Raw genomic sequence first — 26,818 nt, forward strand, 5'->3', positions numbered from 1 at the left:
TTTTAAATACATATGATGTGAATATTAATATTTTCTGAAGATGAAAATTACATTTTAAGCTCTTCTGGTTGTTCATAATTGAATAGGTAATCGATATCCATTTCCTGAACTTTACCAAGTTTTTGCAATGCCTTAAAATCGATATCTTTTTTGTTGCCAATAACCATCACGTTATAGTTTTCACCTTTAATGTTTTTGTTGAAAAACTCACGTAGGTCATCTATAGTCATGTCTTTGATCGTGTTGTACATCTCTTCTCTATTATCATTATCGATGCCTAATTTTTTGAGACGCTCATAGTTCCAAAATACACTGGATTTTGTAATACGCTCTGCAGCTAGTTTTTTTAATGTCGCTTCTTTTGCTGCGTTAAATTGTTCTTCAGCTTCTGGCATATTGGTCATTAATTCCATCATGGCATCCACAGCTTGTGGCATTTTATTGGCTTGAGTGCCCATATAAGCCATCACATAATTGTTATCTTCTTTTTTGCTTGCGTTGCTGTAGCTTGAAAATGCAGAGTACGCCAAGGATTTTGATTCTCTAATTTCCTGAAAAACGATAGACGACAATCCGCTACCAAAATAAGTGTTGAATAATGTTGAAGCTGCCATGTTCTCTGCTTTGAATGGATCTCCTTTAGCCAAGAACAACATTTCGGACTGTACCATATCAAAATCTACGAAGTACACATTTCCGCCAGTTTCCTTTTCAAGATATGCCATAGCTTCTGGATATGTTTTTAATTCTTCGGAAACTTTATGACTCGTATTTAAGGCTGTTACAGCTGCATCGATATCTTTTCCGTAGTAAAAAATACGTTGTTCGAAGTTTTTCATTCCTTTTACAATATCGACCAATTGCGCAGGATCCATTTCTTTAAGTTCCTTGGCCTGGAAAATGTTACGCAATCTTGAGTTGTCACCATATTTTCCGTAATTCATTAGTCCGTTCCAAAGGATGTTCCCTTTTTGTGATTTGCCATCAACTCTGTCTTTTACTATGGACTCAACGTATTTATCATATGCTTCTTGATCTGGCACAGCATTGTTCCAAAGGTGTTCTAAAAGTTCTAATCCTTTTGGTAGGTTTTCTTTTAGCCCGCTCAATCCAACATAAGTGGTTTCAGCTCCTGCACTTACATAATAATTGACTCCTAATTTGTAGAATTCTTTTTTGAGTTCTTCCGCAGAATACTTATCTGTTCCCAGATACTCCATGTATCCAGCAGCCAGTCCCAATTTTTTATCGTTATCACTTCCCATATCAAAAATGATATTCATATCAAACAAATCGTTGTTCTCATTGTTGATATGAGCGACTTTAATGCCATTATCCAATTTGGTTTCTTTGATCTCTTCTTTGTAATCAATGAATTTTGGCTTAAGTGCTTCGGACTCCATTTTATTGAAATTCACTAAAAATGGGGAACTCATTTCTCGGTTCACATTTACAGGTGTAATTCCTGGATTTTCAACTTTTACGATAGATGCATCTTCACCTTGACGTTTGTAAGTCACTACATAGTTGTCTTTGTAAAAAGAGTTTGCAAAATCTACCAATTCTTGTTTTGAGATTTTTTTTAAATCATCAAGAAACTGAACTCTGTTTTTCCAATTTTCGTCTTTTATAAAGGCGTCAACATACATATCTGCAAGTGCAGAGTTGTTTTCATAACGCTGTGTTTGACTTAGTTTTAGGTCATTGATGACTGCATCCATCATCCACTCATCAAATTCTCCTTTTTTAAGCTTTTCAATTTGCGCTAATAGTAAGAGCTTAACTTCATCTAAGGTTTGGCCTTCTTTTGGACCTCCTGAAAATACGTGGTAGCCATACTCCTTTAAAAATGTAGTAGAACAACCAGCATACTGCACTAATTGCTGTTGGTTTAAGTTTAAATCTATCAATCCTGCGTTACCGTTTGCCAGAATCATATCTGCCATGGTTACTAATTTTTCTTGCTCTGTACCAGCACCATCGGTTCTAAATGCTATAGAAATACTTTCGGCAGTTGGACCAAACACTTCGTTTACGATTGGCGCTGTAATTGGTTCCTCTTTTGGTAATGTTGGGTGGACTACTTCTTGTTTTTCAAACTTTCCGAAGACATTATTAACTTCTTCTATAGTATCATCAAAATCCAAATCACCAACCAATACGATTGCCATATTATTTGGCACATAATATTTATCGAAATAATTATGAATATCAACCATTGATGGGTTTTTTAAATGCTCACCAGTACCAATTGTGGTTTGTTGCCCATAAGGATGATTTGGAAATAAACCTTCTAACATGGCTGCATAACGCTTGCGACCGTCATTATCTTGACCTCTGTTGAATTCTTCAAAAACAGCTTCCAGTTCGGTATGAAATAAACGTAAGACCAATTGACTAAAACGCTCACCTTCCAAATAAAGCCATTTGTCTAACTCATTTGATGGTATTTTATTGGTGTATACGGTTTGCTCAAACCAAGTGTATGCATTTGTTCCAGTTGCTCCCAAAGATGCCATCATTTTGTCGTATTCATTAGCAATACTGTAGTTTGAAGCTTCCAAAGAGACTTCATCAATTTTTTTGTAGAGTTGTAATTTTTTAGCTGGATCATTTTCTGCTCTGTGTTGTTCATACAAATCTGAAATTTGATCGAGATAGGCTTTTTCTTTTTCCCAGTCTGCACTTCCAATTTCATCGGTTCCTTTAAAAACCATGTGTTCAAGGTAATGTGCTAATCCTGTAGATTCCTTAGGGTCGTAATTAGAACCAGCTCTTACAGCGATATAGGTTTGTATTTTTGGTTCTTCTTCGTTTTTACTTAAATAAACTTTAAGTCCGTTATCCAAAGTATACAAACGCAATCCTGTTGGATCGTTAGATACTGCTTCATACGAAAACCCGTTAGCATCTTCGTTAGACTCAACTGTATAAGCCAGGTCTTTGTTTTCTTTTTCTGTTTTGCAATTGTACGCCAAGGCAACAATACAAAACATCATGATTAGTTTGATGTGTTTCATTTAGATTGATTTGATTAAAAAAAAATTCCGTTGACTAAAGTACAGTCAACGGAATTATAACGATTAAGATTTATATATATTTTAACAGGAAATCACTTATTTATTCATTACTTCTGCTACTTTTTTTCCAATTTCAGCAGGAGAATCAACAACGTGAATTCCACATTCTCTCATAATTTTCTTTTTAGCTTGTGCAGTATCATCACTTCCGCCAACAATTGCCCCAGCATGACCCATTGTACGTCCAGCAGGTGCAGTTTCACCAGCGATGAATCCAATAACCGGTTTTTTACTTCCGCTTTTTTTATACCAATTTGCAGCATCTGCTTCTAATTGACCACCAATTTCGCCAATCATAACCACAGCTTCAGTTTCTGGATCGTTGATTAATAACTCAACAGCTTCTTTTGTTGTAGTACCAATTATTGGATCTCCTCCAATACCGATTGCTGTAGTGATACCTAAACCTTGTTTTACAACTTGGTCTGCAGCTTCATAGGTTAGCGTTCCAGATTTAGAAACGATACCAACGGTTCCTTTTTTGAAAACAAAACCTGGCATAATCCCAACTTTAGCTTCCCCTGGAGTGATTACTCCTGGACAGTTTGGACCAATTAATCTACAGTCTCTGTTTTTGATATAGTTTGAGGCTTTGATCATGTCACCTACAGGAATACCTTCAGTAATAGTAATGATTACCTTAATCCCAGCATCTGCAGCTTCCATAATTGCATCTGCAGCAAATGCAGGTGGTACAAAAATAATTGTAGTATCTGCTCCAACTTCTTTTACAGCTTCTGCCACAGTGTTAAATACAGGTTTGTCTAAGTGGCTCTGTCCTCCTTTTCCTGGTGTAACACCACCAACGACATTTGTGCCATACTCAATCATTTGACCAGCGTGAAATGTACCTTCACTACCAGTAAAACCTTGTACTATTATTTTTGAATCTTTATTAACTAAAACGCTCATTTGTGTTTGTTTTATGGATTTTATTTTAATTTTTTCTACGGAAACCGTAATGTTGTCATTCAATTTTCTGAAAACAAAAATAAGATTTTGCTTATGAAATTTTCAATGTTTTTAGATTTTTATTTCTGCGTATGAATTTAAACTTTCAGAACTGTTATCAACTTGCTGGCTAATTTCAAAACCTTTATAAAGTTTCCCGTCTTTGGTTTCCCAAATCGTTATAAAATGTGCCAAAGGATCTTCTTTTTCAGGACGCTCAATAGCTGTAACATAAATTGTATATCTAGCGGTCACAACACCGTTGTCTTCAAGTAAATGGCTTACTCTATATTTAAATGAATGGAATGATTTTCTAACACCTTTCAGCATTTCTTCAATACCTTGAAAATTGAGTTTGGTAAAACCTTTGCTACTGTGCCATTTAAGTTCACAATCTTTGTGAAAATGAGCAATAATGTTTTGGTCTTTTGCCAAATCTAAATCGTAAAATGCTTTAACAATTTGTTTTGCAGACATTATTTTGTTTTTAGTTTCTTTATTAATTCTGGAATTTGACGAATGTAAGCCATTTCCTTGAATTTCTCTCGAGCTTCAATTGCAGGCGACCCGAAATATGTGGCTCCAGCAGTTGTAGAATGACCTAAACCAGATTGTGCATATAAGATTGTTCCTTTTGCTATTGTGATACCACTTTTCACTCCCACTTGTCCCCAAATCGTGACTTCATCTTCAATGACTACACATCCAGCAATACCAGTTTGTGATGCTATTAAACACTTCTTGCCAATAAGTGTATCGTGACCAACTTGTATTTGATTATCTAGTTTTGAACCCTCTCCAATAGTAGTGTCACCAGTGACCCCTTTATCAATAGTACAAAGCGCACCAATATCTACATTATCTTTTATGATGACGCGTCCACCAGATTTTAATTGATCAAAACCTTCTGGTCTGTTTTTATAATAAAAAGCACTAGCACCTAAAATAGTACCAGCATGAATGATAACATTATTACCTATGATCGTGTCATCGTAGATACTCACATTGGAGTGAATGATGCAGTTATCACCAATAGTCACATTGTTACCAATAAAGCAATTTGGCTGAACTACAGTATTCTCACCAATTCTTGCAGATGGTGAGACAGCGCTATTTGAAGATTGAAAAGGTTTAAAATGGAGTGTTAATTTATTAAAATCCCTAAAAGGGTCATCACTTATCAATAGTGCTTTGCCATCCGGACAATCCACCTTTTTATTGATAAGTACTATTGTTGCTTCGGAATTTAATGCTTTATCATAATATTTAGGATGGTCTACAAAAACAATATCTCCAGCTTCTACCACATGAATTTCATTCATTCCAAAAACAGGAAAGTCATCTGCTCCAATATATTCCGAAGAAATAAGATGAGCAATCTCTTTAAGTGTATGTGGTTTTGGAAATTTCATTTTTTCAGATCTTAAGTTTTAAATCGCAATAAATACTGCTAACTGGAAACCGTACACTCTTTTATTATTCTTTTACACGTTCTTTATAAGTTCCTTTTTCGGTTTCAATCTTGATTTTATCACCTTCATTGATGAATAAAGGTACATTAACTTCTGCTCCAGTTTCTACAGTAGCAGGTTTTGTAGCATTGGTTGCAGTATTTCCTTTAATTCCTGGCTCAGTTGCTGTTACTTCTAGAACAACTGTTGCTGGCATATCTACCGATAATGGCATGTTGTCTTCTGTATTGATTTGAATGGTTACCACCTCTCCTTCTTTCATCAGGTCTGGACGATCTAAAGCTGCCTCGAGCAAACGAATTTGGGTATAATCGGCTTCATTCATAAAATGAAAAAACTCACCATCATGGTATAAAAACTGAAATTTGTGTGTTTCTACTCTTACATCCTCGATCTTATGTCCTGCGGAAAATGTATTGTCCAACACTTTACCGTTAGTAACGCTTTTCATTTTTGTTCTCACGAACGCTGGACCTTTTCCTGGTTTGACGTGTAAAAATTCAATGATTTTATAGATATCGTTATTATATCTAATGCATAATCCGTTTCTTATATCTGAAGTACTTGCCATTTTAAATATGTTGTTAATTTGTTTGTTGCTGAGTGGTTTACCCAAGCACGATTGTTTAATATGTTATCTTTTCCGAAGAAAAATATTTAGCTCGATTTAAAATATCCTTTCATAATACCACGATGAGAATTTTTTATAAACTGAAGAATCTCATCACGCTCTGGAGTGGCTTCCATCTCTGCTTCAATTAAATCTGAAGCCTGGGTATTATTATAATTTTTTTGATATAGCATTCTGTAGATATCCTGTATTTCTCTAATTTTTTCAGTAGTAAAACCTCTTCTACGTAATCCAACCGAGTTAATACCAACATAAGATAAAGGCTCTCGTCCCGCTTTTACAAATGGTGGAACATCTTTTCTTACCAAAGAACCTCCAGTAACAAAGGCATGGTTGCCAATCGAACAAAATTGATGTACAGCAGTCATTCCAGCTAAAACGACGTAATCTCCAACAGAAATATGTCCTGCCAAGGTACTGTTATTTGAAAAGATACAATTATTACCTACAACACAGTCATGAGCTATGTGGCAATATGCCATGATTAAACAGTTATTACCAATGACTGTTTTCATTTTATCTGTCGTTCCTCTATTTATCGTAACGCACTCTCTTATAGTAACATTATCTCCTATTACCGTAAGTGTATCTTCATCATTATATTTCAAATCTTGAGGTACTGCGGAAATTACTGAGCCAGGAAAAATATTACAATTTTTCCCAATTCTCGCACCTTCCATAATGGTTACGTTACTACCAATCCACGTGCCTTCTCCAATAGTTACATTGCTGTAAATTGTAGTAAAGGGTTCAATAACAACATTTTTAGCGATTTTTGCTCCAGGATGTACGTAAGCTAAAGGTTGGTTCATTTTTTAGGTTTTATTTTACTTTTGAAATCTGTGCCATTAACTCTGCTTCTGCGCAAAGTACACCGTTAGCGTAGGCATAACCTTGCATATGGCAAATCCCGCGACGAATAGGTGTAATTAAATCACACTTAAAAATCAAGGTGTCACCAGGCACGACTTTTTTCTTAAACTTCACTTTATCTATCTTCATGAAGAATGTTAGGTAGTTTTCTGGATCTGGAACTGTGCTAAGTACAAGAATACCTCCAGTTTGAGCCATAGCCTCAACAATGAGTACTCCAGGCATCACAGGTGCTCCTGGGAAGTGTCCTTTAAAGAACTCCTCATTCATGGTTACATTTTTCATCCCAATAACTCCAGAATCTGTTAATTCAAAAACCTTATCGAGTAGTAAAAAAGGTTGTCTATGTGGTAGCATTTCCATGATTTTCATCACGTCCATCAAAGGTTCCTGATTCAAATCTATTTGAGGGACATGGTTACGTCTCTCATTTTTTATGATTTTTGATAATTTTTTAGCAAATTGAGTATTGATAAAATGACCTGGTTTATTAGCAATTACTTTACCTTGAATGCGAGTGCCTACCAAAGCTAAATCACCAATAACATCTAATAACTTATGTCTCGCAGCTTCATTTGGATGGTGAAGTGTTAAATTATCTAGAATCCCGTTTGGTTTAACTGCTATAGAATCTTTGTTAAAAGCGATTCTTAACTTATTCATTGTTTCTGGAGACAATTCCTTATCTACATAAACAATGGCATTGTTAAGATCTCCTCCTTTAATCAATCCATTTTCTAACAGCATTTCAAGTTCGTGTAAGAAACTAAAAGTCCTCGAGTCTGAAATATCTTCTTTAAAATCAGACATTTTATTTAATGTAGCATTTTGAGTGCCTAAAACTTTAGTCCCAAAATCAACCATTGTGGTTACTTGGTATTCCTTTGAAGGCATTACAATGATTTCACTACCAGAATCCTCATCTATGTAAGAAATCACATCAGATACTACATAAGCTTCTCTAAAATCATCCTGTTCTTCTGTTCCTGCCTTTTCAAGCGCCTCAACAAAAAACTTAGATGAACCATCCATTATTGGAGGCTCAGACGCATCAAGTTCTATAATTGCATTATCAATATCCTGACCAACTAAAGCTGCCAAAACGTGCTCTGAAGTTTGAATGGTAACACCATTTCTCTCCAAACAAGTGCCTCTTTGCGTATTAGTTACATAATTGGCGTCTGCCTCAATTACTGGAGAGCCTTCGAGATCAACTCTTTTAAAAGAAAAACCATTATTTACTGGTGCTGGACAAAATGTAAGTGTTACATTTTTGCCTGTATGCAAGCCTACTCCCTGGAGTGAAACTCTTTCCTTTATTGTTTTCTGTTTATCTTCTGTTTTAATTATTGCCATTGACTTTCTTTTCTAAATCGTTTATGGTTTTAACTATTTTGGGTAAATTTTTGAAATATACGTAAGATTTATTCCAATCTCCATATGTAAATGATGGAGAACCTTGTAATGTCTCATTATCTTTTACATGACGACCAATTCCAGATTGAGCCTGTACTCGAACATTATTGCCAATTGTAATATGACCAGCAATTCCTACTTGACCACCAATTTGGCAGTTTTCACCAATTTTAGTAGAACCAGCAATTCCTGTTTGTGCTGCAATTACAGTATTTTTTCCTATCTCTACATTATGGGCAATCTGTATTTGATTGTCCAATTTTACGCCTCTTCTAATTATTGTAGACCCTAATGTTGCTCTATCTATAGTGGTTGCTGCACCAACATCTACAAAATCTTCAATTATTACATTACCTGTTTGTGGTACTTTACTATATTCTCCATTTTCATCTGGGACGAAACCAAATCCGTCTGCTCCTATAATTACTCCAGAGTTAATAACGCAATGTTTGCCAATTACAGTTTCAGAATAAATCTTAGCGCCAGCAAAAATAACGGTGTTATCTCCTATGGATGTATTATCACCTATGTATGTATTCGGAAAAATCTTCACATTTTTACCAACTACAACATTTTCTCCTATGTAACTAAATGCTCCAACATAAATATCTTCATCTAACTTTGCAGTATCAGATATAAAAGAAGGTTGCTCGATACCATGTTTATTTAACTTTACCTGGTTATAATATTCCAAAAGTTTAGAAAACGATTTATAAGCATCCTCAACTTTTATAAGCGTTGTGGTAATTTCATTTTCTGGCTCAAAGCTTTTATTCACTATAGTGATTGATGCTTTGGTAGAATATATGTAAGACTTATACTTAGGATTTGCCAAAAAGGTCAAAGATCCTTCGGTTCCTTCTTCAATTTTTGAAAGTTTAGAAACTTCAACATCTGGATTGCCCACGACATCGCCTTCTAAAATTCCAGCTATTTGTTCTGCTGTAAAGTTCATCCTCGCAAAAATAGGAAAATTGTCGAAATTATTAACAGATGTTGGTATATAAAAGGTGAGTTGATTTGGTCTTTGTTGTTGTATAGTGGGTTTCCTATTAATTTACAGGGATAAAATATCTAATTATTGTTTGGGATTTGCCATATTTTTCTCTTCGGAAATTTTAAATCTTTCCAATTTGTGATCCCATTCTTGGATACTATTCTTTTGGGTAGCAGATGTAATATTTGGTTACTGGTTTTGATAGCGCTTTCATATTAAATTGATCTGAAGCCTTGGTTATATCTACTAATTTTCCAGATTTTTGAAGAATTTTTATGTTTTGCTTTTTTGATTGATACGCTTGGTTTGATATTTCGTTTATAAAAACAAAATATTCTGCATCTGTTTTAGAGATTCCGTATTTTGACATCAATTTGGATAGATGTTTATCTAAAGTTGAGGGTTTAATAGGTTTGTTTTTGAGCTTTATTTTCAATAAATCCCTATTGATAATCATATCGCAAAGATTTTTTAAAATAAAATCGTCGTGATATTGCCATTCTTTCATTGCAGAAATGATATCATTATCATCCAGTCTAGAAAACGTTTCTAAAATGTCATCATTAAAATTTTTACTGGTAATTTCATTCCGAAGAAAAAAAGATAGCGCATCACTAGCTCTTAGTTCTATACCTTGACTCGTTAACTCTTTTGCTCGTTTTAGCACTCGCATCAATAATTGCTCTGCTACCAATCCCGTTTTATGGAGATAGACCTGCCAATACATAAAACGTCTGGCAACTAGAAATTTCTCGACGCTATAAATTCCTTTTTCTTCTACTACCAAGCGGTCATCGACTACGTTGAGCATTGTTATTAAGCGCTCACTATTAACATTTCCTTCGGCTACTCCTGTGTAAAAGCTATCTCGTTTAAGATAATCTGCCCTATCCATATCAAACTGGCTGGAAATCAATTCACATAAAAACGGTCTGTTGTATTTACCTTCAAATATTTGGATGGCAAGCGTTAAACTTCCGTTAAATTCTTCGTTGAGTTTATGCATGAAACGGAGCGAAATTTCTTCATGTGAAATTCCGTTTACGATGCTATGCTCCATCGCATGAGAAAATGGACCGTGACCAATGTCATGCAACAAAATGGCTGTGTAGAGTGCCTTTTCTTCTTCCTCAGAAATCATAACCTCCTTAAAACGAAGCACATTCACAGCTTTTTGCATTAAATACATGCAACCTATGGCATGATGAAATCTCGTGTGGTGCGCTCCTGGATAAACGAGATATGACAGTCCCATTTGTGAAATTCTACGAAGCCTTTGGAAATATTTATGTTCGATTAAGTCAAATATATCCGAATTTGGAATAGTAATAAATCCGTAAATTGGGTCGTTAAAGATTTTAAGTTTGTTACTTGTCTTCAAACGTGATGCTTTTACATTAATTTTAAACAAATATACATGAACACTATAAATATTCTTTGGGTTGACGACGAAATCGATCTTTTAAAACCACATATCATTTTTTTAGAGCAAAAACAATATAAGGTTACCACTTGCCAAAGTGGTACTGAGGCTATTGAAATCATTGATGACACTAATTTTGACATTGTGTTTTTAGATGAAAATATGCCTGGACTTACGGGTTTGGAAACGTTGAATGAGATTAAGGAACGTCGCGCCAACCTGCCTGTTGTAATGATTACAAAAAGTGAGGAAGAATATATTATGGAAGAAGCTATTGGTAATAAGATTGCCGATTATTTGATAAAACCAGTCAACCCAAACCAGATTTTATTGAGTTTGAAGAAGAACTTGGATCATTCTAGGCTCATTTCAGAAAAAACAACATCTAATTACCAGCAAGAATTCAGAAAAATCGCAATGGATCTTTCTATGGTAAACAGCTGGGAAGAATGGAGTGATTTATACCAAAAACTCATCTATTGGGAGTTACAATTGGAGGATATTGAAGATGTTGGTATGACTGAAATTTTAGAATCTCAAAAGACAGAGGCTAATGTTCAGTTTGGAAAATTTATTGAAAAAAATTATCCAGATTGGTTTGACCATAAAGCCGATGCTCCTATTCTATCGCATAATTTGTTTAAGGAAAAAGTGGTGCCAGAAATTACCAAAGATCAACCAACGCTTCTCATTGTAATCGATAATTTGAGGTATGACCAATGGAAAGCCTTTGAGCCTATTGTAAATAATTATTATAAAAAAGATTCTGAAGTACCTTTTTACAGTATTCTACCAACAGCGACGCAATACGCCAGAAATGCTATTTTCTCTGGATTGATGCCTGCTGATATGGAAAAACTGCACCCAAAACTATGGAAAAACGATACCGATGATGGCGGAAAAAATTTACACGAAGCAGATTTTCTTGAAGCTCAATTAAAGCGCTTAGGCTTACAACATTTAAAAACCGAATACCATAAAATCACGAATCTTAAATCTGGTAAAAAATTAGTAGAAAATTTTAAAACGCTTAAGGATAATGATCTTTCTGTAATTGTTTACAATTTTGTGGACATGCTCTCACATTCTAAAACCGAGATGGATGTTGTAAAGGAATTAGCCTCAAATGATAAGGCGTATCGATCTTTAACGGTGAGTTGGTTTAAAAATTCCCCTTTATTAGAAATGATCCAGCAAGCGCAAGGTTTAGGATTCAAATTAATTTTAACTACAGATCACGGAACAATTAATGTAAAACACCCATCAAAAGTGATTGGCGATCGTGATACCAGTTTGAATTTACGATATAAAACCGGTCGAAGCTTAACTTATGAAGAACGTGAGGTTTTAGTAGCAAAAGATCCTAAGAGTATACATCTACCCTCTTTAACGATGAGCAGTTCTTTTATTTTTGCTAAAAGTGATTATTTTTTAGCATACCCAAATAATTACAATCACTATGTGAGTTATTATAGAAACACCTATCAACATGGAGGTGTATCTTTAGAAGAAATGATTATTCCATTTGTAGTGATGAATCCCAAATAGAAAAATTTTTCTTCGGAAATTGGATATATTAATTGAGGGTAAAAAACTAGAATACCCATTGCTTGAAATCCACGTAACGCAAAAATCATCGATGAAATACACTTTTTTCTAGTTTTTTTCAAAAATTATTATTATCATTGCCGCAAGAAATTAACTAAAATGGTATATAACTATTAGTAATGTCGAAATTATTAGAAATTAAATATCAATTAGAAAATATCAATACTGTTGCAAAACAGGTTTTAGAGCATGTAAATTCTAAAACGCTACTTTTTTATGGTGATATGGGTGTTGGCAAAACAACATTGATAAAATCCATAGCTAAAGAAATTGGAAGTCTTGATCAAGTTAGCAGCCCAACATTTTCAATTGTTAATGAATATGAAGCAAAAAATATTCTAATTTATCATTTTGATTTATATAGAATAGAAGATGAAGATGAAGCCCTGAATTTTGGGTTTGATGACTACTTAAACAGCCAAAATTGGGTATTTGTTGAGTGGCCACAGAATGCAGAGAACCTAATGCCGGATGATGCTAATATTATTGAAATTTCTTACAATGATCTTAACTCAAGATCCCTCAAATTGAACCAAAAACAAAATTGAACCAAAATATAGAGCAAAAAACAGCAAAATTTTAGAAAAAAATTACCTACCTAACACCGCATTATATTTAGAGACTACGGAAAAACCGTAATCATAAGGCGATTTTTGAGTGTTTTTTAACACTCATTTTAACTATTTGATTTATAGGACATACTTATATTTGAATAATTAATTAATTTAATCCCTTATATTATGAAAACTAAAAAGTATGTACTCGCCCTTGCGATTTTCGGTGGAATGTTGTTCACAGCTCACGCAACTGATTTAATCAACCTAGATGGACAAGTTAAAACTGAAATCGACAAAAGAAAAGTCAAAATTGCTACACACGGATAAAAAAAGCAATTCTAGAAGTATAATTAATGGGAGTTTAATAGGTGTTTTAATATCTATTACTCCTATTTTTTTTTACTCATACATTTATGTTCCTGAAACAAAAATTTGGGAAAATTTAATTTTTACATATGATAGTGGTTATTATGAAGATGTGAGGACTAGTTTTTGGATGATAATGACTAAACTTATTCCATTATTTCTTTTATTCATATGGTTTTTTACTTGTCGTCATTGGTGGTATCACGCTATTTTAGTTCCTATTTCAATGTATATATATCAATTGATAGGTACTATAAATGAAGATGTAATTTTCTTTGATAATTTTGATTTAATGTATATGTTGCCAATAATGGCTATCGTTATACCTTCTATATATTTGATCAGAGCTAAAATGTTTAATAAAATTAACGATGCCAACAAAACACTACAAGAATTAGAAGAAGAATTTAAGATGAAACCTAAAGGTGTTTGGGGTACTATCAAACAGTATTTTTAGTTTCAAAACCACATAAATATTCATTAATCAAATAATTATTTGTAATTTGAGTTACCAATTAAAAATTCAATGAGCGAATCGTTATCTCCGTTTACTAAAGCACAACTTTTACCACAAGAAGAAACCCTTGAAGTCTATAAAAAGAAGGGTGATTTATTTATTGGTATCCCAAAAGAAACCCATTTTCAAGAGAAGCGTGTCTGCTTAACACCAGATGCTGTTCATGCATTGGTTTCTAACGGTCATCGCGTGATGATTGAGTCTGGAGCTGGTGAAGGTGCAAATTTTAAAGACAAATCTTATAGCGAAGCTGGCGCAGAAGTTACAAAGGATACTGCAAAAGTATTTTCTTGCCCAATGTTACTTAAGGTAGAACCGCCATCACTTGACGAAATAAAATTAATAAATCCGCAAACACTCTTAATTTCTGCTTTACAACTTAAAACTCAAAGCAAAAGTTATTTTCAGGCTTTAGCTTCGAAACGTATTACAGCTTTAGCTTTTGAATTCATAAAAGATGATGATGGAGCTTATCCTGCGGTGCGTTCATTAAGTGAAATTGCTGGAACTGCATCTATATTGATTGCAGCAGAACTATTATCAAATGTTAACGGTGGAAATGGTCTCATGTTTGGAAATATTAGTGGAGTTCCACCTACGGAAGTCGTTATTATTGGAGCAGGAACCGTTGGAGAGTTTGCAGCAAGATCTGCTATTGGTCTTGGTGCCAATGTGAGAATTTTTGATAATTCAATTACAAAACTACGTTGCGTTCAAGCCAATTTAGGTCGTACGCTATACACCTCAACATTACAACCAAAAAATCTAATTAAAGCTTTAAAACGATGTGATATTGCCATTGGTGCGGTACGAGGTAAAAATCGTTCTCCAATTATTGTTACAGAAAAAATGGTAGATGCCATGAAGACAGGATCTGTAATTATTGATGTAAGTATAGATATGGGTGGCTGTTTTGAGACCAGTGAAGTAACAAATCATGACAAACCTACATTTGATTATAATGGAGTCACACATTATTGCGTTCCCAACATACCAGCCCGATATTCAAGATCTGCATCGGTATCTTTAAGTAATATATTTACGCCTTACCTACTCAAAATCGCAGAAGATGGCGGTATAGAAAATGCCATTAGATTTGACCGCGGTTTAAAAAATGGGTTGTATTTTTACCACGGAATTTTAACAAACAAATCTGTAGCCAATTGGTTTGACCTTGACTGCAGCGATGTCAACTTGTTGATTTTCTAAAAAATCTAAATACTTATATGAAATTAATTCATCGAATTGGTTACTATTTGGGAGGATTCTCAATTGGACTAATACTTCTTGCGTTTTTTCTGGGTGGAAAAAAAACATCCTGTGCCTATGGGCCAAATGCGAGAACTATCAAAAATATTACGATTAAGAAACGATTTTATTCCGAAGAAACTAAAGTTACGATGGATAATTATGATCTTGATTCTTTATCCATTTCCGAATTAATACAAACGAGTAGTGTCAATTTTTCAAAAAGCGATACCAAATCAGATTCTTGTAAAACCTATCTTTTAGAAAGTGAATTAAATGATAAGGATGTTGAACTTTGGGTGAGAAATTGCGACTCAAGTGCTACAATTCAATCTATTTTACTAAAATAAAAAAAGCCATCATTAGAATTGAATTCTAATAATGGCTTACAATAAAAATTAAACTAACTAATTATCATCTTATTGGTATTTGTTTTATCAAACTTTTGTCGTCATACAGTAATTGAACTATATATACACCTCTTGCAAAGTTTGAAACATCTAGTTCTTTAGTCATTTCAGATTCTGTTTCGGAATACACTTGATCCAATCTCTCGGTATATAAAACTTTACCTCTCATGCTATAAACATTATAAGACAAAGGGTTTATGGACTGTAATCCTTCTATTTTCACTTTTAATTGATCTGTGTTTTGATCTTGAAATATTATAACATCAAATTCATCACTGTCTACCGGTAATTCTACAGTACTACATTGTTCAACATAAACTACAATAGTATCTTCATCGCTATCTAAAGCATTATACACTAGAACTGAGTACTCGGTGTCCTCATTTGGAGAGACTTCGATGCTTTGTGTTGTTTCTCCTGTACTCCAAAGATATTCTTCTCCTCCATTTGCTGTTAACGTAACAGTTTCTTGATTGCAAATTGTGACATCCTCGCCTGCATCTGCCTCAACAATTTCTACAACGTTTACCACTACTGCTTTGGTATCCTCACAATTGTTTATAAAGCCTGTGACCTCAAATGTTGTCGTTACTGAAGGACTTACTGCTATATTTGGTTGGGTCGCTCCATTATTCCATAAGTAAGAATTTGCTCCAGATGCAGATAAGGTAACAAATTCACCCTCTAAAATCATGACATCTCCTCCATTAGCAATAACTACATTAGGATTAGGATTTACATTTACTGTAACATCGGCATTTCCTTCAAAATCTCCAATAGTAATGGTTACACTAAAAACTTGAGTATTAGTAGGATTTACAGTTATACTTTGAGTTGTTTCTCCAGTACTCCAGAGATAGCTATCTCCTTCAGTAGCAGTTAATGTCGTTTCATATCCTTGACAAATTGTTTGATTTGCACCAGCACTGACTATATAAGAGACTGTCACCAAAACCTCATCTGTTGATTCACATCCATTAATGAATCCTGTGACAGAATAACTTACTGTAGCATTTGGTGATACACTAATTGATGCTGTCGTTTCTCCTGTGCTCCATAAATATGTATCTGCTCCATTGGCGGTTAAAACTATTGACTCACCATCCAAAATAGCTACATCTTCTCCAGCGCTAAAACCTGATAGATCTGTTATAGATACAATCACTTCATCTTGATCTGATGCACTACCAAAACTATTAAAGGCTATCACCGTATATGTTGTGGTCTCGCTTGGTGACACTTCTATAGAAGCTGTCGTTTCTCCTGTACTCCACTCATAAGTTGATCCACCAGTCGCAGTCAAGGTGGTTGAATTTCCGAAGCAAATCTCAACATCTGCTCCCGCGTTAGCTGTAACATTTTCTATTTCTACTGAAACAATAACGTCATCACTGGACTCACATCCATTGGAAATTCCAGTAACGGAATAAGTTGTTGTCACATTCGGGCTCACTGTAATAGATGCTGTTGTTTCTCCTGTGTTCCATAAATATTCGTCCGCACCATTTGCAGTCAATACCGTAGATTCTCCTTCGGTGATCGTAACATCTGATCCTGCGGAAGTGTTTGGTAATTCATTTACGTTAACAATAACATCATCTTCGTCTGACATACTGCCTGAACTATTGTAAGCTATAACAGAGTAAATTGTTGTTTCGCTTGGTGAAACCTCTATAGTTGAGCTTGTCTCACCAGTATTCCATAAATAAGAACTCCCTCCTGTTGCTGTTAAAGTTATTGAATTTCCGAAGCAAATCTCAACATCTGCACCCGCGTTAGCTGAAACATTCTCCATTTCTACGGAAACGATAATGTCATCACTGGACTCACATCCATTGGAAATTCCAGTAACGGAATATGTTGTTGTCATATACGGGCTCACTGTAATAGATGCTGTTGTTTCTCCTGTGCTCCATAAATATTCGTCCGCACCATTTGCAGTCAATACCGTAGATTCTCCTTCGGTGATCGTAACATCTGATCCAGCGGAAATGTTTGGTAATTCATTGACGGTTACGGTAACATCATCTTCGTCTGACATACTGCCTGAACTATTGTAAGCTATAACAGAGAAAATTGTTGTTTCACTTGGTGAAACCTCTATAGTTGAACTTGTCTCACCAGTATTCCATAAATAAGAACTCCCTCCTGTTGCTGTTAAAGTTATTGAATTTCCGAAGCAAATCTCAACATCTGCTCCCGCGTAAGCTGTAACATTTTCTGTTTCTACGGAAACGATAATGTCATCACTGGACTCACATCCATTGGAAATTCCAGTAACGGAATATGTTGTTGTCATATACGGGCTCACTGTAATAGATGCTGTTGTTTCTCCTGTGCTCCATAAATATTCGTCCGCACCATTTGCAGTCAATACCGTAGATTCTCCTTCGGTGATCGTAACATCTGATCCAGCGGAAATGTTTGGTAATTCATTGACGTTAACAATAACATCATCTTCGTCTGAACAGCTATTTGTGGTCACTTCCACAGAGTACGTTGTTGTTTCTTCAGGATTTACTGTTATGGATTGTGTTGTTTCTCCAGTGCTCCAAAGATAATCTGTTCCACCCGAAGCTGTTAATGTAGCTGTGTTTCCGAAGCAAATTGTAACATCTTCACCAGCATTGGCTGATGGTATTTCATTTACAGTTACTGTTACGCTATCGCCATCTGTATTATTACCAGATGCACTAAATGCAGTTACGGTATATATTGTTGTTTCTGTTGGATACACTTCTATTGACGCTGTGGTTTCGCCTGTGCTCCACTCATAAGTTGCTCCTCCTGTTGCTGTTAATGTTGTTGTTTGTCCTGTACAAACCTCCGTGTCAGCTCCAGCATTAGCATTGACACTGTCATCTAGCAAAAAAACAGTTACGGTATCTGTGTTTTCACAATTGTTTGTTGTTCCATTTACAAAATAAGATGTATCGAGCAATGGATTAACAATTATACTTTGAGTTGTTTCTCCTGTACTCCAAAGATATGTGTCTGCTCCTGTTGCTGTTAATGTGGCACTTTGACCTTCAAAAATGGTTTGGTCTTCTCCTGCATCAACCGTAGGAACTTCACTTACGGTAACAGCAACTTGATCTTGGCTAGAACACGCATTTTGAAATACTTCAACTGTATATGTTGTTGAGCCAGTTGGAGTCACAGTAATAGTTGCGCTTGTAGCGCCTGTACTCCATTGGTAGGTTGTGCCTCCTGTAGCTGTAAGTGTTACTTGAGAACCTAGGCAAATCTCTTGGTCTGGTCCTGCATTTGCTATTGGCACCTCATATACTGTTATTGTTATCTCATCTTGGGTGGTGGAACCATCTATATGCGTTCCTGTTACGGTGTAAGTAGTTGTCGAATCTGGAGAGATTTCTAAGGTTGGAGTGGTTTCTCCTGTATTCCAAAGATATGAATCTGCTCCAGATGCTGTTAGTACTCTAGTTTCTCCTTGGCAAAGAGCTTCTGTATTAGCTATAATAATAACTTGACTACCAGCGTTCTCTGCTGAGCTGCCATCTACACCGTTTAAGTAATCTTCTAATTCTGTGTAACCATTATTATTAGAATCTGATTGACCGTTATTATTTAAGTTATTAAATCGGTTAAGCTCCCAAACATCAGGCATACCATCATTATCTGTATCAAAATCATCAGGTCTTGTATTGTTCGGTAAAGTTGGTTGTACCCACACTTTGTTTGACGGATTTGAACTAATACTATTTAAAACATTAGAAATTTTTAAAGTATCAAAACTATCTGCATACTCACCAAATGTGCCATCTTCATTTAAATAGCGGTTTGCACCTACGTCACTTGTAATATCTGTATAAGCCAATTCTGGTGATTTTAAAATTGGTGCTTGACCCAATAATTCGTGTTGAGTTGTTGTAAATCTATTTGCTGGTAGAGCCTGACCTTGATAGTAAAAGTCGGTCCACAGATCTCTATCATCTAACTGAGGTGTAGGATAAAATGTAGTATGATAATTATTTGCTGTATAAATAATTGGTGTAGAGGGACTTTGTACTACGTTAGCCCTTTCAGTAGAACTGTAAGAACCTAACTTATAGTAATTACCAATATGATTAATCTTAGGAGAATTTTTGTTGGCATTAGCCAATCGATTTCCCCAATTAAAATATACGTTATTTATAAGATCCCATTGAAGATTACCGCCCATGTTAGGTGTTCTATGAGTGACATCTACAAAAAGATTGTTGCTAAAAGTCATATCTCCTCTTTCATAATTACCACCAAGACCTAAAATGATTTGAGTTGAGTTTTCAGAAAAAGTACATCTTTGGATTGTTATATTTTTTAAAGGACCGTAGTAAGAATCCATAGATATTGCTTGATCATCACAAAAGCTAAACGAACAGTGGTCAAATATTAAACCGTCTGTACCATTAGATATAAAACCATTATGGTCATAAACATCGTTTTGACCGGTATAACTTCCGTTTCTAAATCTTATGTATCTCCAAATGCCATTATTGCATGGTTGACTTGAATTACCCATTTGAATCGGTTTCCCGCTAATGGTTATGCCTCCTTCTGGAGCAGTTTGTCCTGCAACGGTGAAATTTGAATTGGCAACTCCCAGTTCTAAAAGGCTAGTCAAGTTGATTCTACCGCTTACGTCAAAGACAATAGTTCTAGGCATGGTCATTAAGAGAGCATTTCGTAAACTACCTGGTCCTGTTGGGTTGAGATTTGAAACTCTAACAACAACACCTCCTCGACCACCTGTAATAAATGCGCCAGCACCTTCTGCGGAAGGAAAAGCCAACTGCTGGGAAGACATGTTATAGGTTAATAATAAGAGGATAAAAGTCAAAATACTTTTTTGACAACATACTTTTTTGTATACCTTGATAGTAGGCAAGGTATAGCATAGGAAATTTGGGGACTTCATTTGCTATTAAATTTTGGGGACTTAATAATGATGACAATCTATATAACTTTTTCCTATAAATACGTTAAAAACACCTATTATTCGATGTAGTGTATGTATTTTGAAGTAATATTCTTACATTTATGTTTTTTAAAATATCTGAGTGCAAAAGAAAATCTGTTCGTTTTCTATTTAAAACTAATGTAGTTCATTGGATAAAAAACTTCTATGAAATTTTTTTATAAAGGTTCTTGAAATTCATTCAAATAGATTATTTGAAATTTATACCCAAATTGAATCCATTTAAAATTTACGAAAAAAATAGAAAGTTGTTTAGCGAATAAAAAGTTGAATTAAGATAAATTAGAGTTTTGTAAAAATATATTCATTACATCCATAACCTTTACCATTAGTTTTTAGTTTCTCTAATCTATAATTTCTATCTCTATAAAAGTCAAATATGAATTCAGGTGTAGCAACTTCAAAAGGAAAACCACCAACCCAGTCAATTAAATCATAATGTGGAGACATTCCTCTATTATTTTTTGAAAGCTTCCATGTATGCAACATATTACCTCTAAAGAATAAATCATAAGTAAAAATCTTGCCCCAAATTTTAATATAACAAAATGTAACTATAAAAAATTTAAAGAATTTAGGAGATTTAACATAGGTAGATTTTATCTTATGCCAAATCTTCGATCTATTACCTTGATCATTATAAATTGCAATAAATAAAGTCCCATTTTTTTTAACATTAGCATCAACGTTAGCAAGGGCTACATTCATATTACCCGTATGATGCAATACACCCCAAGAGTAAACTATGTCAAACTCACCAAGGCTTTTCATATAATCCTCATCTAAAACTGACGCTTGCTCTACATTCCAAAGCAAATCATCCTTAAAATACTTTTCTTTTAAATATTTTGTGCATTCAACCGATTGTTCATCATAATCAAAAGAAAAAACCTCAGCACCCATTTTTCTTGCAACTAAAGAAGATAATCCACTGCCACTACCAGCGTCTAAAAAGCGTTTTCCAGTTAAATCTGTTTTACCTAGCATAGTAATTAACCCTCTTTTTGAGTCCTCTATTCTCTCATCATTTAAACAATTTAAAAAGTTCCTCCAGTTGTTTCCAAATTTAAAACGTGTTTTTTGGTCTCTTTCTTCCATTATTAAAATTTATTTCAAGTTAATTTTTACTATATGTAAAACAGTGTCTTTCAAAAATAATCTAAATATCTATAATACAGTTAATTAAATTTAGATAAAATAATATAACTATATATGGTATTTAAATGTTCAAATAATCATTTTCTGAATTTTAAACAAACAAATTCACTTAGCTCCTCAGTAATTTTTTTTTTATAATTTTGCTCTCTGATTTTTATTAAAAACAGCCTCAAATCATGACTGAAAAACAAGCAATTAAAATTGATCCCAAGATCAGTATAATTGTACCAGTTTATAACGTAGAAAAATATCTAGAAAAATGTATTGATAGTATAATTAACCAATCATACAAGGAATTGGAAATTATTCTTATCAACGATGGGTCAATTGATAAAAGTGGTGAGATTTGTAATTATTACTCAAAAAAAGATAATAGAGTATTAGTTATCCATCAAGAAAACCAAGGTCAAAGTAGCGCTAGAAATAATGGTTTAAATATAGCTTCTGGAAGCTACATTGGGTTTGTTGACAGTGATGACTGGATAGAACCAGATATGTACAAAACAATGATAGATCTTGCTTTGGTACACGACTTGGATATTGCAGAATGTAGTATTGATGTATCTGGTAAAAAGAAAAATGAGATTGATAAGAGAAATATAGAAATAGAAACCGTTAGGAATGCGATAAAGCGAATTCTAAAAACTACACAATTTTCAGTTTGTACAAAATTATTCAGGAAATCTGTAATCGCTAATTCTCGATTTTTGCTTAATAGAACATCAGAAGATGCGCTTTTCGTAGTTAACAACATCCCTAAAGCTAATAAAATAGGCTTTTATAATTTTCCTTTTTACAATTATAGACCAAATCCCCAAGGCACAACTAAAAGCCAATATAATCTTAAACGTTTTGATGATGCTATAAGTTCTTGTTTCTTTGTTAAAGAAAGGCTTATGCCATTGGCTACAAATTCTATAGAATCTAGCTTAAGTTCAATTGACCATGAATTGATTACTGAAATTAAAGGGTTTTTGTTAAGAGAACTTATGTTTCATTATAAAATGCTTAATTATAATTCTACTTTAGATCATAACTATATACACCGTAAGCGATTGAAACAGTTAATAAACGATAATTATTTTAAAGGTGAAAACCAAGATTTTTACTTAAGACTTGCTTATTACCTTTCGGTCAATTCTTTTGAAGTTGTAATAAATCTAAATAAATTGAAACATAGGCTTTTTAAAACAAATCCTTTTTAATAGTTTTTAATTTATATTTTCGCATCTTAATTTAACACGCAAAATGTCGAGAATTTCCAAATCTATAAAAAATGCTAAAATTGGTGCATTCTTTTTTCTCATATCAATCTTTGCACAATTTTTTACAAGAAAAATTTTTCTAGACTTTTTAGGAGATGACTTTATAGGTCTAACCTCTACCTTAAGAAGTATATTGGGATTTTTAAATCTAGCGGAACTAGGAATTGGAACAGCTATCGGTTACGCACTCTATAGACCTATTTTTGATGATGATCATTCAGAAATGAATAAAATCATAGCGCTTCTGGGCATTTTATACAAAAAAATTGGGGTTTTTATATTTAGCGTTGGTTTGATATTATCGCTATTTTTCCCATATTTTTTTGGTGATACCCAATTCTCTCTTGGATTAATTTATTTTGTGTTTTTCTCTTTTTTAACCTCTACTTTATTAAGTTATTTTTTTAATTATCACATGACTTTACTAGAGGCCGACCAAAAAGGATATGTCGTGCAGGTTTATTTTCAAAGCGCAAACATCTTAAGACTGCTAATACAGGCTCTAATAGCATATTATTTACAAAATTATTATGTATGGGTTATTATGGAATTGATTTTTTCAATATTATTGAGTTATATATTGAGAAAAAAAATCAAGCAGCATTATCCTTGGTTGATAATTGCCTCAAAAGAAACTTCCAGTTTAATTAAAAGCTATCCAGAGATTATAAAAAAAACAAAGCAATTATTTATACATAAAATGGGCTCTTTTGTAAAAGATGGTACAGATAACATATTGGTATATGCCCTAGTAAACTTACAAAGTGTTGCTTTTTTCGGGAATTATCAGCTTATTTTTATGAATTTAATAAGTTTGATGCAAGTTATATTTTCTGGCACAGGAGCAGGTGTTGGAAATTTAGTTGCAGAAAATGACAAAAAAAATATTGATAAGGTTTTTTGGGAAATGATGGCTTTACAATTTTTTATAGCTGGTTTTTTTAGTATTGCGGTGTATTATCTAATTACTCCCTTTGTTATACTATGGATTGGAGATGAATATGTTCTTGAAGAATTAATTGTCTTGTTGATGATTGGCAACTTTTTTATTAGTTTGGTAAGATCTCCCGTACAACATTTTCAAAATGCTTACGGTTTGTTTTCAGATACTTGGGCTCCAGGATTAGAAATAATTTTAAATCTTGTTGTATCACTTATTTTCGGAAAGCTTTGGGGGATTTCTGGTATTTTATTGGGAACCTTTTCCAGTTTGATGGTTATTGTCATGTTATGGAAACCTTATTTACTTTATACAAAAGGTTTTAAAATTAGTACTTGGAATTATTGGAAAGGTTTCATACCATTAACTATTGTTTTTCTCATTTCAGCAGTCATCATTAACTTTTTATATAACAATTATATAGTTAATAATAATTTAAATTTTTTCTCATGGTTTATAAATGCCATCAAGTTAACTGTTATAATTTTTATTATATATGGTCTTCTTATGCACATAGGCTCTAAAGGTTTTAGAGATTTTAATTATAGAGTTTTTCTATTGGTTAAGAGAAAGATTAATAAAGGTAATTAAGGTTTCAAAACAAACTATGAGCAATCCTAAGAAAAAAATAGCCTTTGTTATTGCGTCCCTTGCTTCAGGAGGAGCAGAACGTGTCATATCTAATTTAAGTAATACTTTAATAGAAAATTACGAAATTATAATTATTACATTTTCAGAATCTAAACCTTTTTACAATTTAGATCAACGAATTAAAGTCATATCCTGTCTTGATAAAATAGAACAACCAAAATCAATTTTTCAATCCTTAAAATTGAACTATCTCCTAACAAAAAGAATATTTCAAATTTTAAAAAAAGAACATGTCAATGTTTCTATAGGCTTTATAACTTCTGCCAACATTTTATCTACAATAGCATCTAAATTCTATGGCATCCCATGCATTATAAGTGAACGCAACAATCCCTTGGTTGAGGAAGTTCCTAAATTTTGGGTTCTATTAAGAAGCTTGGTTTATCCATTAGCAGATAAGATGGTATTACAAACTGAAGGTGTTAAAAAAATCTACGAAAATAAGATCAGAAAAAATAAGATTTCAATTTTACCAAATCCTATTGCTTCGGAATTGACAAATCTAAGGGATCATACAATCAAAAAAGAGAATTTAATACTTACAGTCGGGCGATTAGATGAAAACAAATGTCATGAGGATATAATACAAGCTTTTAAGACTATTAAAGTACATAATTGGAAATTATTGATTATTGGAGACGGAGATAAAAAAGAAAAACTAATAAAACTTATAAAATCATCTCACCAAAGTGATAAAATCAAAATTATTTCTAAAGTAAAAGATATTGAAAACTATTATAATAAAGCTTCAATTTTTGTTTTTACATCAAAAACAGAAGGATTTCCCAACGCTCTTTTAGAAGCTATGCACTTTGGTCTTCCCTCTATATCAACAAATTGTGATTTTGGCCCCTCAGATTTAATAAATGATGGTACTAATGGATTTCTTATACCTTTAAATGATAGCATTGTGTTAAGAGAACGTCTGTCTCAACTTATAGATAGTAAAAAATTAAGACATATCTTTTCTCAAAGATCAATTCAAAGAACAGAAAATTATGAAAGTAAAAAAGCTGTTGCTCAGTGGGAACAGTTAATAAATTCCTTATTATTGCTAAAAGAAAAATACTAATATATGTATTATTAAATTTCAAGGATGAAGATCATTAGAATAATTACATTAGTATTAATAATTTGGAATATTCCCTCAATAGGCCTTTCTGCTTTTGGTGATAGTATTGGCAGTTTATTGAGTTATGCTACTATTAGTCTATTAGGAGTTTATTACCTATTTGAAAAAAAAACAACACCAAATTGGTGGATTATAATTTTAGCTTTAATGTATTTTATAATTTCCAGTTTCCAATTTTACGGTACACCAAAAATTTTTATGTTAGAATTAGCAAAGTTTTTTGTATTTATCTTAGGTGCTTATGAACTTGTGAAAAGAGTAGGAAAAGAACAACTTTTTTTCTTTCTTTTATTGGGCTCGATAACGGTAGCTATAGAGGCGTTGTTTTTTCCGACGAAGTTAGGTAGATATTCAGGCTTTTATCTTAATCCTAATGAGGCAGGTTTTATATGCATTTATGGTTATGCTTTGGTTTATAGTCTTAAAAACACAAGCATAAAACTATTAGGTCAGTTTGTTTTCACATTGATGGGTTTATTGACTTTCTCAAGAACATTTATTGTTATTTGGGTTATTCTCAATATTATTTCATTAAAGATAAGCATTAAGAATCTTCGTGTTTTAGGTATTGGGGTTTTGATTTTTAGCTCCCTTATATTTATTGATGAAGTCGTGGGGCTAAATAATCCTCGTTTTGAACAATTAACTAATATTGTTACCAATAAAAATGTATCTGTAAATACTATAAATGAAGATTCAAGAGTAGATACATGGGCTGGGCATTTTGATGAAATTCTACATTCCCCTTTTATAGGAAATGGATACGGGTCATTCTCTGGAGGAACTGGAAATTTAGGCGTACATAATAGCTATTTAATGATTATTGGCGAAGCTGGTATTATTCCTTTTCTAATATTTTTAGCATACATGGCATACCTCTTTTTTTGGAGCATTTACTTTTTTAAAAAAACGCCCTATTTAATAATGCAAACTATTGCCTTGTCGATGTTTTTATTGACAGATCATAATTTCTTTACACATTATTATGTATTATTTGCGACGATGTGGATTCAATATCAAATTGTTTTAGAAAGACAGTCACTCAGTAACTTAGAGAATCATAACGAAACTGAGTGTTTGGCAGCTTAAAATATAGTTCATCTTAATAATAACTTTGAAATAGACGTCTACTTTAGAGAAACAAA

Annotated in this window: 20 protein-coding genes; 9 read left to right on the forward strand and 11 right to left on the reverse strand. The window is 33.4% G+C overall.

All coding sequences use genetic code 11. The annotated features are described in order from the left end of the window. Positions 1–47: 47 nt before the first annotated feature. From GQ40_RS04900 to GQ40_RS04940, 9 genes are all read right to left on the reverse strand, one after another. The gene (locus GQ40_RS04900) at positions 48–3,020 is read right to left on the reverse strand and encodes a M16 family metallopeptidase (protein WP_047546269.1); all 2,973 of its coding nucleotides are present in this window, start codon (positions 3,018–3,020) and stop codon (positions 48–50) included. Positions 3,021–3,116: 96 nt separating this feature from the next. Then, positions 3,117–3,992: a succinate--CoA ligase subunit alpha gene (gene sucD / locus GQ40_RS04905; protein WP_047551488.1), complete on the reverse strand. Its 876-nt coding sequence runs from the start codon at positions 3,990–3,992 to the stop codon at positions 3,117–3,119. A 111-nt stretch (positions 3,993–4,103) separates the two neighbouring features. After that, positions 4,104–4,508: a nuclear transport factor 2 family protein gene (locus GQ40_RS04910; RefSeq protein ID WP_047546271.1), complete on the reverse strand. Its 405-nt coding sequence runs from the start codon at positions 4,506–4,508 to the stop codon at positions 4,104–4,106. Further along, positions 4,508–5,443 (reverse strand): UDP-3-O-(3-hydroxymyristoyl)glucosamine N-acyltransferase, encoded by a 936-nt coding sequence (locus tag GQ40_RS04915; protein WP_047546273.1) that lies wholly within the window; start codon positions 5,441–5,443, stop codon positions 4,508–4,510. Before GQ40_RS04915 ends, GQ40_RS04910 begins: the two co-directional genes overlap by 1 nt. A 64-nt stretch (positions 5,444–5,507) precedes the next feature. Further along, complete coding sequence (efp, locus tag GQ40_RS04920; RefSeq protein ID WP_047551491.1) at positions 5,508–6,074, reverse strand: elongation factor P; 567 nt, start codon at positions 6,072–6,074, stop codon at positions 5,508–5,510. Between the two features lie 86 nt (positions 6,075–6,160). After that, complete coding sequence (gene lpxA, locus GQ40_RS04925) at positions 6,161–6,946, reverse strand: acyl-ACP--UDP-N-acetylglucosamine O-acyltransferase (protein ID WP_047546275.1); 786 nt, start codon at positions 6,944–6,946, stop codon at positions 6,161–6,163. 10 nt (positions 6,947–6,956) lie between these two features. Next, the gene (locus tag GQ40_RS04930) at positions 6,957–8,363 is read right to left on the reverse strand and encodes a bifunctional UDP-3-O-[3-hydroxymyristoyl] N-acetylglucosamine deacetylase/3-hydroxyacyl-ACP dehydratase (protein ID WP_047546277.1); all 1,407 of its coding nucleotides are present in this window, start codon (positions 8,361–8,363) and stop codon (positions 6,957–6,959) included. Next, positions 8,350–9,378 carry a UDP-3-O-(3-hydroxymyristoyl)glucosamine N-acyltransferase gene (gene lpxD / locus GQ40_RS04935; protein ID WP_047546279.1) on the reverse strand — a complete coding sequence of 343 codons (1,029 nt, stop codon included), beginning with the start codon at positions 9,376–9,378 and terminating at the stop codon, positions 8,350–8,352. Before lpxD ends, GQ40_RS04930 begins: the two co-directional genes overlap by 14 nt. A 199-nt stretch (positions 9,379–9,577) precedes the next feature. Then, the gene (locus GQ40_RS04940) at positions 9,578–10,801 is read right to left on the reverse strand and encodes an HD domain-containing protein (RefSeq protein WP_047551494.1); all 1,224 of its coding nucleotides are present in this window, start codon (positions 10,799–10,801) and stop codon (positions 9,578–9,580) included. 36 nt (positions 10,802–10,837) lie between these two features. Here GQ40_RS04940 and GQ40_RS04945 point away from each other — a divergent pair, with 36 nt between their 5' ends. The 5 genes from GQ40_RS04945 (at position 10,838) to GQ40_RS04965 (ending at position 15,489) form a co-directional block, all read left to right on the forward strand. After that, the gene (locus tag GQ40_RS04945; RefSeq protein WP_047546281.1) at positions 10,838–12,391 is read left to right on the forward strand and encodes a bifunctional response regulator/alkaline phosphatase family protein; all 1,554 of its coding nucleotides are present in this window, start codon (positions 10,838–10,840) and stop codon (positions 12,389–12,391) included. 179 nt (positions 12,392–12,570) lie between these two features. Continuing rightward, positions 12,571–12,999 carry a tRNA (adenosine(37)-N6)-threonylcarbamoyltransferase complex ATPase subunit type 1 TsaE gene (gene tsaE, locus GQ40_RS04950; protein WP_047546283.1) on the forward strand — a complete coding sequence of 143 codons (429 nt, stop codon included), beginning with the start codon at positions 12,571–12,573 and terminating at the stop codon, positions 12,997–12,999. 277 nt (positions 13,000–13,276) lie between these two features. Beyond that, positions 13,277–13,831, forward strand: a complete 555-nt coding sequence (locus tag GQ40_RS04955) for a hypothetical protein (RefSeq protein WP_047546285.1) — start codon at positions 13,277–13,279, stop codon at positions 13,829–13,831. 69 nt (positions 13,832–13,900) lie between these two features. Next, a complete protein-coding gene (locus GQ40_RS04960) occupies positions 13,901–15,100 on the forward strand; it encodes an alanine dehydrogenase (RefSeq protein WP_047546287.1) in 1,200 nt (399 codons plus the stop codon). A 17-nt stretch (positions 15,101–15,117) separates the two neighbouring features. Then, positions 15,118–15,489: a hypothetical protein gene (locus tag GQ40_RS04965; protein ID WP_047546289.1), complete on the forward strand. Its 372-nt coding sequence runs from the start codon at positions 15,118–15,120 to the stop codon at positions 15,487–15,489. A 64-nt stretch (positions 15,490–15,553) separates the two neighbouring features. Here the strand turns inward: GQ40_RS04965 and GQ40_RS04970 are convergent, their stop codons facing one another. Together GQ40_RS04970 and GQ40_RS04975 are read right to left on the reverse strand one after the other, a co-directional pair. Next, positions 15,554–20,356: a hypothetical protein gene (locus GQ40_RS04970; protein WP_047546291.1), complete on the reverse strand. Its 4,803-nt coding sequence runs from the start codon at positions 20,354–20,356 to the stop codon at positions 15,554–15,556. 453 nt (positions 20,357–20,809) lie between these two features. Further along, positions 20,810–21,625, reverse strand: coding sequence for a class I SAM-dependent methyltransferase (locus tag GQ40_RS04975; RefSeq protein WP_047546293.1), 816 nt, complete (start codon positions 21,623–21,625; stop codon positions 20,810–20,812). 236 nt (positions 21,626–21,861) lie between these two features. Between GQ40_RS04975 and GQ40_RS17035 the strand changes: the two genes are divergently transcribed. Genes GQ40_RS17035 through GQ40_RS04995 form a run of 4 tightly spaced genes read left to right on the forward strand, consistent with a single transcriptional unit; the run spans position 21,862 to position 26,762 of the window. Beyond that, on the forward strand, positions 21,862–22,890 hold the full coding sequence (locus GQ40_RS17035) for a glycosyltransferase (protein ID WP_052184153.1): 1,029 nt from the start codon (positions 21,862–21,864) through the stop codon (positions 22,888–22,890). Positions 22,891–22,933: 43 nt separating this feature from the next. Beyond that, on the forward strand, positions 22,934–24,481 hold the full coding sequence (locus GQ40_RS04985; RefSeq protein ID WP_047546295.1) for a lipopolysaccharide biosynthesis protein: 1,548 nt from the start codon (positions 22,934–22,936) through the stop codon (positions 24,479–24,481). 16 nt (positions 24,482–24,497) lie between these two features. Next, the gene (locus GQ40_RS04990; RefSeq protein WP_047546297.1) at positions 24,498–25,613 is read left to right on the forward strand and encodes a glycosyltransferase; all 1,116 of its coding nucleotides are present in this window, start codon (positions 24,498–24,500) and stop codon (positions 25,611–25,613) included. A gap of 24 nt (positions 25,614–25,637) precedes the next feature. Beyond that, positions 25,638–26,762 carry an O-antigen ligase family protein gene (locus GQ40_RS04995; protein WP_047546298.1) on the forward strand — a complete coding sequence of 375 codons (1,125 nt, stop codon included), beginning with the start codon at positions 25,638–25,640 and terminating at the stop codon, positions 26,760–26,762. The last annotated feature ends 56 nt before the right edge of the window (positions 26,763–26,818 follow it).

The sequence above is a fragment of the Psychroserpens sp. Hel_I_66 genome (genome assembly GCF_000799465.1).
GTDB lineage: Bacteria > Bacteroidota > Bacteroidia > Flavobacteriales > Flavobacteriaceae > Psychroserpens.